Source organism: Hungatella effluvii, assembly GCF_003201875.1.
Classification (GTDB): Bacteria; Bacillota; Clostridia; order Lachnospirales; family Lachnospiraceae; genus Hungatella; species Hungatella effluvii.
This window is the reverse complement of the sequence record NZ_QJKD01000001.1, coordinates 107,927-120,074: the sequence shown is the minus strand read 5'-3', so window position 1 is coordinate 120,074 and position 12,148 is coordinate 107,927. Positions and strand designations below refer to the sequence as shown.

General features: G+C 51.7%; 7 protein-coding genes and 1 pseudogene. All 8 read left to right on the top strand.

Annotation, left to right across the window (positions count from 1 at the left end):
* Nucleotides 1-2 precede the first annotated feature (2 nt).
* Nucleotides 3-587, top strand: a complete 585-nt coding sequence (locus DFR60_RS00485; RefSeq protein WP_110321128.1) for a sugar O-acetyltransferase — start codon at nucleotides 3-5, stop codon at nucleotides 585-587.
* Between the two features lie 400 nt (nucleotides 588-987).
* Nucleotides 988-2,670 (top strand): GGDEF domain-containing protein, encoded by a 1,683-nt coding sequence (locus tag DFR60_RS00480; protein WP_110321127.1) that lies wholly within the window; start codon nucleotides 988-990, stop codon nucleotides 2,668-2,670.
* Between the two features lie 195 nt (nucleotides 2,671-2,865).
* On the top strand, nucleotides 2,866-4,242 hold the full coding sequence (locus tag DFR60_RS00475; protein WP_110321126.1) for a Wadjet anti-phage system protein JetA family protein: 1,377 nt from the start codon (nucleotides 2,866-2,868) through the stop codon (nucleotides 4,240-4,242).
* Nucleotides 4,242-4,889: pseudogene (locus DFR60_RS00470) on the top strand (DUF4194 domain-containing protein); the annotation flags it as partial. The gene DFR60_RS00475 and the pseudogene DFR60_RS00470, both read left to right, overlap by 1 nt.
* On the top strand, nucleotides 4,873-8,244 hold the full coding sequence (locus DFR60_RS00465; protein WP_110321124.1) for an ATP-binding protein: 3,372 nt from the start codon (nucleotides 4,873-4,875) through the stop codon (nucleotides 8,242-8,244). The pseudogene DFR60_RS00470 and the gene DFR60_RS00465, both read left to right, overlap by 17 nt.
* Nucleotides 8,237-8,815 (top strand): glycerol-3-phosphate responsive antiterminator, encoded by a 579-nt coding sequence (locus tag DFR60_RS00460; protein ID WP_055657413.1) that lies wholly within the window; start codon nucleotides 8,237-8,239, stop codon nucleotides 8,813-8,815. Before DFR60_RS00465 ends, DFR60_RS00460 begins: the two co-directional genes overlap by 8 nt.
* A 211-nt stretch (nucleotides 8,816-9,026) precedes the next feature.
* A complete protein-coding gene (gene uvrA / locus DFR60_RS00455; protein ID WP_002600672.1) occupies nucleotides 9,027-11,852 on the top strand; it encodes an excinuclease ABC subunit UvrA in 2,826 nt (941 codons plus the stop codon).
* Between the two features lie 3 nt (nucleotides 11,853-11,855).
* Complete coding sequence (locus tag DFR60_RS00450) at nucleotides 11,856-12,098, top strand: hypothetical protein (protein WP_110321123.1); 243 nt, start codon at nucleotides 11,856-11,858, stop codon at nucleotides 12,096-12,098.
* Nucleotides 12,099-12,148: the final 50 nt, after the last annotated feature.

The following is a 12,148-nucleotide window of genomic DNA, read 5'->3' as shown; positions in this document are numbered from 1 at the left end:
GTATGACAGAACGGGAAAAAATGCTGGCAGGACAGCTGTATGACTGCGGTGACAGCGAGCTGCTGAACCGGTGGCACGAGGCCAAGAATCTGGTCCGCGATTACAACCGGGCAGATTCGGAAGATTTTGTTGAAAAGGAAAGGATCTTAGAACGGATGCTGGGGGGACGCGGCGCCAATCTCTGGATAACGGCGCCATTTTATGTGGATTACGGAAATAACATCTATTTCGGCAATAACTGCGAAGTGAATATGAACTGTACCTTTCTGGATGATAATCTGATTATCATCGGTGATAACGCCCTCATTGCGCCCAATGTGCAGATCTATACGGCCTTTCATCCCACGAACGCCGGAGAACGGTTTGGTGAGGTGAAAGCGGATGGTTCTTTTGCATTCTGCAAGACGCAGACGGCGCCTGTCAGGATCGGCAGCAATGTGTGGATTGGCGGCGGTGCGATTATCATGCCTGGAGTGACGATCGGCGATAATGTGGTGATCGGAGCGGGCAGTGTCGTGACTAGGGATATTCCCTCGGATAAGATTGCCTATGGGAATCCGTGCAGGGTGATGAGAGATAATCTCTGACCTGTGGTTACCGCCTTGGCCCGCCGGCCTCAGCTTCCCGGTCTGTCCAGCTCTGCTCATGCTCCGTTTCCTGTTCCGGTTTCGGATATAAGTACTTCTAAACGTGCAGAATTTTTCTAAAAGCCAGAGGAAATCCCCAAACTCGCTGCGCTCAGACAGGTGGGGATTTCCCCTGAACGAAAAATCCTGCGCGTTAAGAATTGCTAATATCCTGCAAAGTCACAGGAAACGGAGCATGAGCAGAGCTGGACAGACCGGGAAGCTGAGGCCGGCGGGCTGCAGCCACTTATAAAACCAGTTATGGGTTCAGTCATGGATTGAATAAAGAATTCGATTGTCACAAGTCCGTGTTCTTGTTATAATATTCCTGTAACCTTTGAACGAAATGAGGTGTGCGGGCATGGAAAAGAAGCGAGCGGGAAGTGACAGAAGGAGCCAGTCCGCCGTCATGTATCTTGTGATGGCGTTTTCTTTCTGTATTTTTATATGGCTTCTCGGTACCGTGAAGGCTCCTGATGTCCGCTTTGACAGTGAGAAGCCGGTGGTGATTACCGGTGACTGGAGTATGGAATATCAGGGAGAAACGGCAGTGTCGCATCTGCCGGGGCCATTTTCTCCGCAAAAGGGGATTCCGGTCCGCTATTCCATAACGCTTGGTGAATACGGGACCAGAGGCAATTCGGTCATGGTTCGTGCTGTTCACCAGTACGTGAGGGTTTTCCTGGACGGGGAGATGATAGAGGAGTTCGGATATGGCCAGAAGACTCCATTTGGAGAGGCGCCCTATAACGCGTGGGTGATTGCCAGACTTCCGAATGACTGCCAGGGAAAGACTCTTTCCATCGAAGTTGAGAACTATTACAGCGGCCTTTCCGGCCAATTGAACCAGGTCTATATCGGCACTAAGAATGCACTGGTATTTCAGATTATCCATGAATGCATGCCGACGATGATCTTTAACTTTGCAATTATCCTGGCGGCACTTCTGCTGCTGGCGTACAGTTTCAGCTTTAAGAAACAATATGTGACGTATCAGCTGCGCTGTCTCTGCCTTTTTTCGCTGGTGACCTGCATGTGGCTCGTGCTGGAGTCCGGGGGATACCAGATCCTGTGGGGGCGGGCGCCGCTTGTGTCCAATATGCTCTTTCTTCTTTTTTATCTGATTCCGCCGACCTGTATCCGGTTTATTCTGACCTATGAAAGCTTTTCGAAGGACAAATGGCTGAATCTGCTCTACTGGCTGTCCTGTATCAACGTTGTGGTGGTATCGGTCCTTCAGATTGCCGGAATCCGCGATTTTATCGAGAGTCTGATGGGTGCCCATGTGCTTCTGGTCCTGATTATGGCGGAACTCCTATTCCAGTTTATCTGGCGCATACTGCACAGGGATAAGGTGCGGGATATTCAGCTGATGGCAGCCTGCCTGTCCTTTGCCGTATTTGCCTGCCTTGATATTGTGCGGTTTTACGTGTGCAGCCCGGAGATCAGCTCGGCCTATTTCAGCCAGATCGGAGTGGTGATATTTTTCTGCATTCTGGTCTATTACGCGGTGCGCCAGATCGTGGAGGAGCGGGAAGAAGGCGTGAAACGGGAACTTTTGGAGCGTATGGCTTACACAGACCTGCTGACCGGCCTGCCCAACCGAAATGCCTTTGAAAAGAGGATGGAGGCGCTTCGCGGAAGCGGAATTTCCGGTACTATGGTGGTGGTGGCCGATTTAAATGATTTAAAACGGATCAATGACCAGCGTGGGCATCAGAAGGGGGATGCGGCCCTGATCTTTGTGGCAGATGCCCTGAAAGCTTCTTTTCAGGATAAGGAAGAGCTCTACCGCATAGGAGGCGACGAGTTCTGTGCCCTGTCCGGCCGGATTACCGGGAAAGAGCTGGAGGATTTTGCAGCCAGCCTTCAGAAGAAGCTGGAGGAGGGGGAGACGAAGCTTGGATTTCCCGTCTCGGTGGCGGTCGGCTGGTCCAGGGAGGACGAGTGCGGAATCGATCTGGCCTTTCGCCGCGCCGATTTTACCATGTATGAGAAAAAGCAGCAGATGAAGCGGGAACGAAACTGGTGCCGTCGGACCTAAATGCGTACTACATAGCACCCGCTATCTACGCCAGGAGCACGCCCACGAAGCTAGTCGTAGGGTCCGCTACGCCGTCGCTTCGCGGACGCACACCTGACGCAGATATCAGGCACTATATAGTACGTATTTAAGTCCGGCGGCACCAGGATGAAACGCGTTTAGAACCGTCGGAATGTAGCTGCGGAGGCATAAAGAATGAAACAGAATAAGAAACTGATGGAAGAAATACCGGACCGGTTCTGGGGGCTGTTCCGCTCGGTGAACCGGTCCACCTACATAGAAGCACTATTGAGAATCAATGAGGAATATGAATACAGCAACTACTTTTTGAGCCGTGAGGTCTGCATCCAGGTATTAAGCGAGTATTTTGCAAAGAAACGGTACGTGATCTGGCAGGATGAGCTGGAGGATGAACTGGATACGCTGGAACCGCCGGCCACGAGGGTGCTCAACTGGCTTTTAAAGACCGGATGGCTCAGAAAAGTGGATGATTATGCCTCTATGACGGTGTATATTGTGATTCCGGACTACGCCGCCGTCATGACAGAGGCTTTTTTGCGGCTCGACAGCGAGGATGAGGATGAGACGCAGATCTATATTCAGAATGTTTACGCCATATTGTTTTCCTTAAAGAATGATCCGAGGGCCAGCATCAGCCTGCTGAATACGGCATTTGTCAATACGAAACGGCTGAACAAGACACTGCAGGATATGCTGCATAATATGGACAAATTCTTTGCAAGCCTGCTGGAACAGAAGACGTATGAAGACCTGCTCCGGGATCATTTAGAGGGGTATGTGGAGGAGATTGTGAAGAAGAAATACCACATTTTAAAGACCTCCGACAATTTTTACCTCTATAAGACCGATATCAAGAGATGGATAGCGGCCATGCGGGAGGACACGGAATGGATGGAGCAGATGAGCAGACGGAGCGGAGGGAAGGTATCTGCCGCCGATATCGCAGAGAAGCTGGACCAGATCGAGAGGGGCTTCGACAGCATTGAACACCGGATATCCAACATGGACCGGGAGCATTCCAGATATATCCGTGCCACGGTGACAAGGCTTAACTACTTACTTAACCAGGATGATAATATGAAAGGGCTGGTCATACAGCTGCTGAACCATCTATCCGAGGGCGAGGAGCAGGAGGAAAGAATCCGGGAGGTAGGAGAGCACATGAATCTGTCGCAGATGACCATCTTGTCCGAGAAATCCTTATACAAGCGGAGACGGCCAAAGGCCGACTTCACCGGGAATCTGGAGGCGGAGGAAGAGGCGGAGGAACTTTCCAGGGAAGAAATCCTGAACTTAAATAAGCTGAAAAACCGCTACAGCAAAAAAGAGATTGAGAGTTTCATCGAGGAGAACATGGAAGAGGGGCGGATGGAGGTAACCGATGGTTCGGTTCGCTCTGGTGAAGACTTTGAGAAACTGATTCTGGCTTACGACTATTCCACCAGGCGAAAGAGCCTCTACCGGGTGGAAGAAGCGGATGGAGAGCCGGAGATGATAGAGAGCGGAGGATACCGTTATCCGAAGCTGACATTTATAAGGAGGAAATCTTAATGGGGTACGAGGAACAGACGACAGTAAATTTGGGGTTCCCCTATTATGACTGCCTTTTGCCGGAAGAGCAGCAGGAGGTAACGGAAGCCGTTAAGCTTCTGCTTCGTCAGACGTTTGTGCTGGAACGGAAATACGAGAAGCGTTCCGGACGTTTTACCAATAACCGGGAGTTTCGGATCTGCAACAAGCATCTGGAATTTCTGCGGAAGTATTTTGCCGTCAGCGGCGTGTCGGTGGTGGAGAACAGCCAGATGGGAGTCATCTACATCCAGGGGGAGACCCTGGTGGGCGACAAGCTTCCGAAGCTTGCCACTCTTTATTTACTGATATTAAAGCTGATTTACGACGAGCAGATGGCCACGGTCTCCACCAGCGTCAATATCTACACGTCGCTGGGAGAAATGCATGAGAAGCTGGGAAATTACCGGCTGTTCAAAAAGCAGCCGTCGCCCACCGACATCAGAAGGGCGGTCACCCTGCTGAAAAAATACCAGGTGGTGGAGCCGCTGGACCTGCTGGAAGATTTAAATGGCGACAGCAGACTGATTATCTATCCGTGCATCAATGTGGTGCTGTTTGGCGACGATGTGCGGGTGCTGCTGGAATCATTTGGCGAAGGAGAAGAGAACGATGACGAATCAGAGATTTGAGGCCCTGTCCCGGATCTGTTTAAATAACTGGCATTATATCAACCGCAAAACGCTGTCCTTTAACCGGGAAATCAATTTTTTTACCGGGCATTCAGGGAGCGGAAAGTCCACGGTGATCGACGCCATGCAGATCGTGCTCTATGCCAACACGGATGGCCGCGGATTCTTTAATAAGGCGGCCGCAGATGACTCCGACCGGAACTTGATTGAGTATCTGCGGGGCATGGTGAACATTGGAGAGAACAACGAGTTCGCTTACCTGCGAAATCAGAATTTCTCCAGCACCATTGTTCTGGAGCTGCAGCGCACCGATACGGAAGAATGCCAGTGTGTGGGCATTGTATTCGATGTGGATACATCGACCAATGAGATATCGAGACGTTTCTTCTGGCACCGCGGGCCTCTGTGGGACAGCGGTTACCGGACGGCCAGACGGACGATGTCCATCGCGGAGGTGGAAGGCTATTTACAGAGCCATTACGGCAAAGAAGAGTACTTCGCGACTTCTCACAACGAACGGTTCCGCAGGCAGCTTTACGATGTGTATTTAGGCGGCCTGGACTCTGAGAAATTTCCGCTGCTGTTTAAGCGGGCGATTCCGTTCCGCATGAACATCCGCCTGGAAGATTTCGTGAAGGAATATATCTGTATGGAACAGGATATCCATATCGATGACATGCAGGAGAGCGTCATGCAGTACGGGCGCATGAGAAAGAAGATTGAAGACACCTACATAGAGATTTCGATCCTGAAGGAGATGCAGGAGAAGTACGGCCTCGTCCTGGAGAAGGAAGAGAATATCCGGAAAAACGGTTACTTCACGGGCAGACTCGAGATTCTGGAACTGAAAGAAAGGGCCGGAGAACTGACGGATAAGGCGGCGCTTTCCAGAGACGATCTTCAGAAGCAGGAGCGCTTAAAGGACGGCCTCGACGAACAGATCGCAGAACTGACCGCCCAGGGAGAGGAACTGCTGAAACGGATCTCCTCCACCGGATACGAGGATTTAAAGACGCGTCTGGAATCCTTAAACGAGCTGCTGGAGCATTTAAATAAGAGCGAGGTCAAATGGCGCCAGACTGCGGAGCGTCTAAACGCATGGATCGACCAGGAGACCACGTCGAATCAGACGATCTGGGACATTGAGGAGTTTGAGAAAAACACCATAGATGGGGAGAAGCTGGAACGTTTAAAAAAGTCCATTGCAGAGATGCGGAAGGAGGCGGAGGATTTAAAGAGTGAGGCCGCCGCCATCCTTCGCGATTTGAAGCGCCAGGAGCGCCAGCTGAAAGAGGAGCTGGCTCAGTTAAAGGCCGGAAGCAAGGCGTATCCCAAGTATCTGGAGCATGCCCGGTCCTATATTCAGCGAAGGCTGCTGGAGGAGACGGGGAAGGCTGTGGAGGTTCACGTCATGGCCGATCTCTTAGATATCCGCAACGAGGAGTGGAGAAATGCGGTCGAAGGATATTTGGGAGGCAATAAGCTTTCCCTCGTGGTGCCGCCGGCATACGCGGAGGATGCCTTAAGAATATACAGTGAGCTGGACAAAAATGAGTACTTCCGCGTGGCCGTTCTCGATACGGAAAAAGCCGGAAAGGATACGCCGACCGTTCTGGAAGATGCGCTTTGCGAGGAAGTTGAGGTGCGGGAGGCGTATTTAAAGCCGTATCTGGAGCGGCTTCTGGGTCAGGTGGTCAAGTGCAGGAGCATCGATGAGCTTCGCGGCTGCCGCATCGGCGTGACGCCGGACTGTATGGTCTACCACACTTTCCGGCTGCAGCAGATGAATCCGGAGCAGTACACGAAATCCGCCTATATCGGTAAGGACAGTGTGAGACAGAGAATCCGCCTTCTGGAGAAAGCTTTGTCGGAAATGGAGAAAAAGCGGGCTCCGGAAGAGACGACGGTCAGGGAATGCGAGGCCGTATTAAGCCTGGAGCAGTTAAGCGAGGAGATCTCCGTCTATCTGGAGTGGCAGAAGGATATGGGAGATTTGAAGGAGCGGCAGAAGGAAAAGAAGAGGCTGGAGCAGAAGCTTTTAAAACTGAAAGAAGAAAATGTGGACCAGTGGGAGAAAGAGCGGAGCGCGGTTTCAGCCCTTGCCGACGGCAAGAGGAGAGAGCGGGACGCAGTCAGCCGCCGGATCTACGAGATCAACACAAGGATCACCCAGATGGCCCAGGCGGTCACCGCAGTGGAGCAGGAGCTGCTGGCAAAGGACCGGGAATTCATGCAGGACGATTTGCTGGAGGCAGAGTTTGCAGAGTACATGGCTGGAAAAGAAAATCCGCGGTATGAGAAACTTAAGGATACCTTTACCGGAAGACTGAATGCTGCGGCGGAGGCCAGGGACCAGGCGTTCCAGACGCTGATGGACGCCAGGGGAGAGTACGCGAGAAAGTATCCGAACCGGAATTTCTCCATCACGTCCAGGGACAACCGGGAATATGAGAAGCTGATGGAGATTCTGGAATGCGATCATCTGGAGGAGTACCGCCAGATCGCGGCCGAACAGGCGCGGTCGGCAGTGGAGCATTTTAAGGACGACTTCATGTTTAAGATCAGGAGCGCTATCCGGGAGGCGCTTCAGCGAAAGGATGAGCTGAACCGCATCATCAGCCGCCTCGATTTCGGCAAGGATAAATACCAGTTTGTTATCGGCAAAAATAAAGGGGCAGACGGCCGTTTTTACGATATGTTTATGGACGATTCCCTGGAGGTCAATCCCAACGAGCTCAGTGAAGCCGTGGACAACCAGATGAATTTGTTCACGATGGAGCATGAGAGTCAGTACGGGGAACTGATTGAGGAACTGATTAACGTCTTTATCCCGCCGGATAACGCGACACCGGAGCAGATGGAGGAGGCCAAACGCAATATGGACAAGTATGCCGATTACCGGACATACTTATCCTTCGATATGCAGCAGCTGATCCAGAATGAGGATGAGGTAATCCGGATCCGCCTGAGTAAGATGATCAAGAAAAATTCCGGCGGCGAGGGGCAGAACCCGCTCTATGTGGCACTTCTGGCCAGCTTTGCGCAGGCGTACCGCATCAGCATGCCGGAGAGCGTCCGGAGAAATCCGACGATCCGGCTGGTGGTGCTGGACGAGGCGTTTTCCAAGATGGATGCGGAGAAGGTGGCCAGCTGTATTGAACTGATCCGCGGCCTCGGTTTCCAGGCGATCATAAGCGCTACCAATGATAAGATTCAGAATTACGTGGAGAATGTGGATAAGACATTCGTATTCGCTAATCCGAATAAGAAGTCAATATCGATTCAGGAATTTGAGCGGGAAAGCTTTCCGCAGCTGATGAAGGAACTGGATGAGGGGGAAGAAGATGATTGATGATAAAAAGAGGAAGTTCAGAGTGATACTGGAGGACTGTCCGGTAATCGCCGCGGTAAAGGATGAGACGGGGCTGAAAGAATGCTTATACTCTGAGAGCCAGATTATATTTCTGCTGTTTGGCGATATCTGCAGTGTGGGCCGGTATGTGGAGATCGCAAAAAGCGCCGGGAAAATGGTGTTTGTGCACATGGATCTGATCAACGGACTGGGAAATAAAGAGGTGGCTGTCGATTTTATCCGGGAGCATACAGGAGTGGACGGGATCATTTCCACGAAACCCCAGCTGGTCAAGCGGGCCAAGGAGCTGGGGCTGTTCGGAATCCTGAGGATCTTCGTGATAGATTCCATGGCCTTTGGAAATATCGAAAAACAGTGCGCCTCCCTGGTGCCCGACGCGGTGGAGATTCTGCCGGGGCTGATGCCGAAGATCATCAAGAAGCTGTGCAGTACCGTGAACGTACCCATCATCGCAGGCGGCCTGATCTCCGATAAGGAGGACGTGATGAATGCGCTGAATGCGGGGGCGGTTGCGATATCGGTGACGAATCAGAGGGTGTGGTTTATGTGAGCGGAATCCCTTTATTTTCCTGCTGAAAACAGGGGCCTGTCCTTCCCGAAAATGGGAAAACAGAAAATCATGGAAAACACGAACAAATGTTTGCAAAAATGAAAAAGCTGTGATATTATGAGATGGCAGACCATTAGAATGAGTGCTGGAAGCAGCACAGATCATATAGTAATGATTATTTATTTCATACTTTCAGACAGGAGTCATATGTATGGCAAAGCAGTATATTAAAATCAGAGGTGCCAATGAGCACAATCTTAAAAACATCTCTCTGGATATTCCAAGAAACGAACTGGTGGTATTAACGGGTCTCAGTGGTTCCGGCAAATCTTCTCTGGCGTTTGACACGATTTACGCGGAAGGGCAGAGGCGTTATATGGAGTCACTGTCTTCCTATGCCCGCCAGTTCCTGGGGCAGATGGAGAAGCCGGATGTGGAGAGCATCGAGGGGCTGTCCCCCGCCATTTCCATCGATCAGAAGTCCACGAACCGCAACCCGCGTTCTACGGTGGGAACGGTGACAGAGATCTATGATTACATGAGGCTTCTCTATGCGAGAATCGGTATTCCCCATTGCCCGAAGTGCGGACGGGAGATTAAGAAGCAGACGGTGGACCAGATGGTGGACCACATCATGGGACTGCCGGAGAAGACGAAGATTCAGCTTCTTGCCCCTGTGGTAAGAGGCCGGAAAGGCGAACATGCGAAGGTTCTGGATCATGCCAGGAGAAGCGGTTACGTCAGAATCCGCATCGACGGCAGCATGTACGAGCTGTCAGAGGAAATCAAGCTGGAGAAGAACATCAAGCACAACATTGATATCGTGGTGGACCGTCTCGTGGTGAAGGAAGGGATTGAGAAGCGTCTTGCCGATTCCATTGAGACCGTGATGGAGCTTTCCGACGGGCTGATGACCGTGGATGTGATTGACGGCGAGCCGATTACCTTCAGCCAGAGCTTTTCCTGCCCGGACTGCGGAATCAGCATTGACGAGGTGGAGCCGAGAAGCTTTTCCTTCAATAATCCCTTCGGGGCCTGTCCGGACTGTTTCGGACTGGGATATAAGATGGAATTTGATGAAGACCTGATGATTCCGGACAAGAGCCTGAGCATCAATCAGGGGGCGATCACCGTGCTGGGATGGCAGTCCTGTACCGATAAGGGAAGCTTTACCCGCGCCATTTTAGAGGCGCTGAGCAGGGAATACAAGTTTGACCTGGATACCCCGTTTGAGGAGTATCCGAAGGAGATCCATGACGTCCTGATTAATGGAACGAATGGAAAGGAGATCAAGGTGCACTACAAGGGCCAGCGTGGAGAAGGCGTATACGATGTTGCCTTTGAAGGCCTGGTTCAGAACGTGGCCCGCAGATACCGCGAGACGTATTCCGAGGCATCCAAGGCGGAGTATGAAACCTTTATGCGGATTACCCCGTGTCCGACGTGCCGCGGCATGAGACTGAAAAAAGAGTCTCTGGCGGTTACGGTGGGAGATAAGAATATCTATGAAGCGACCAATATGTCGATCGTCAAGTTCCGGGAGTTCTTAGACCAGCTGGTGCTGACACCGATGCAGCATTCCATCGGCGACCTGATTTTAAAGGAGATCCGGGCCAGAGTGACGTTCCTGATCGACGTCGGCCTCGATTATCTGACCCTTACCCGCGCCACCGGCAGCTTATCGGGAGGCGAGGCACAGCGTATCCGTCTGGCGACCCAGATCGGCTCCGGCCTGGTGGGCGTGGCTTATATTCTGGATGAGCCGAGTATCGGCCTTCATCAGAGAGATAACGACAAGCTGCTGAAAACGCTGCTTCATTTGAAGGATCTGGGAAACAGTGTGCTGGTGGTCGAGCATGATGAGGATACCATGCGCGCGGCGGACTGCATCATCGATATCGGTCCGGGCGCAGGCGAGCACGGCGGCAATGTGGTAGCCGTCGGAACGGCAAACCAGATCATGAAGTGCAAGGATTCCATCACAGGCGCGTACTTAAGCGGCAGAATCAAGATTCCGGTTCCGGAGGAGCGCAGAAAGCCGACCGGCTACCTGACCGTCCGCGGAGCGAAGGAGAATAACTTAAAGAATATCGACGTCACATTCCCTCTGGGTGTGATGACGTGTGTGACCGGTGTCTCCGGTTCGGGAAAGAGTTCTCTGGTGAACGAGATTCTGTACAAATCGCTGGCGAAGAAGTTAAACCGGGCAAGGACTATTCCAGGCAAGCACAAGTGCATTGAAGGAGTGGAACAGCTGGATAAGATCATCGCCATCGACCAGTCCCCGATCGGAAGAACCCCGCGTTCGAATCCGGCCACATATACCGGCGTATTCGATCTGATCCGTGATCTGTTTGCATCGACATCGGATGCGAAGGCAAAGGGCTATTCCAAAGGCCGTTTCAGCTTTAATGTGAAGGGCGGCCGGTGTGAGGCGTGCAGCGGCGACGGTATCATTAAGATTGAGATGCATTTCCTGCCGGACGTTTACGTTCCCTGTGAAGTCTGCGGAGGAAAGCGGTACAATCGTGAGACGCTGGATGTGAAGTATAAAGGCAAGAGTATTTATGACGTGCTGAATATGACGGTGGAAGAGGCGCTGAAGTTCTTTGAGAACGTGCCTTCCATCTCGAGAAAGATAGCGACCCTGTACGATGTGGGACTTTCCTATATCAGGCTGGGACAGCCTTCCACAGAGCTCTCCGGCGGTGAGGCACAGCGTATCAAGCTGGCGACGGAGTTAAGCAAGCGTGGGACAGGCAAGACCATCTATCTGCTGGACGAGCCGACGACGGGACTCCATTTCGCCGACGTCCATAAGCTGATCGAGATTCTGCGGAAGCTGTCGGAAGGCGGCAATACCGTGGTCGTTATTGAGCATAATTTAGATGTCATAAAGACTGCGGATTACATCATTGATATCGGTCCGGAAGGGGGAGACAAGGGCGGTACGGTGATTGCCCAGGGAACCCCGGAGGAAGTAGCTGCAAATCCGGTGTCTTATACGGGGCAGTATGTGAAGAAGTATTTGGAATAAAGAATGAATGCCGGGATTCCTTGTGGAATCTGGAGTTTGAAAAATAAAGAGATGCCAGGCCATTTGCAGAAGATGCAGGTGGCCTGGCATCTCTTTAAAAGTTCCCGTAAAAAGGGAGGAAGCCGGCAAGAGGGGGATCCTGCCGGCTTTGAGTATGAAAAAAAGTTTTATGTTGAAAAGGTGTTTACCTTGTTTACGAGTATTAATATACCCAATGAATGTGAAGATTATTTGATGAAAATGTGAAAAAATTGTGATGAAGAGGATTTATGAGTCCCTGCCCGGAAACCTTCTTG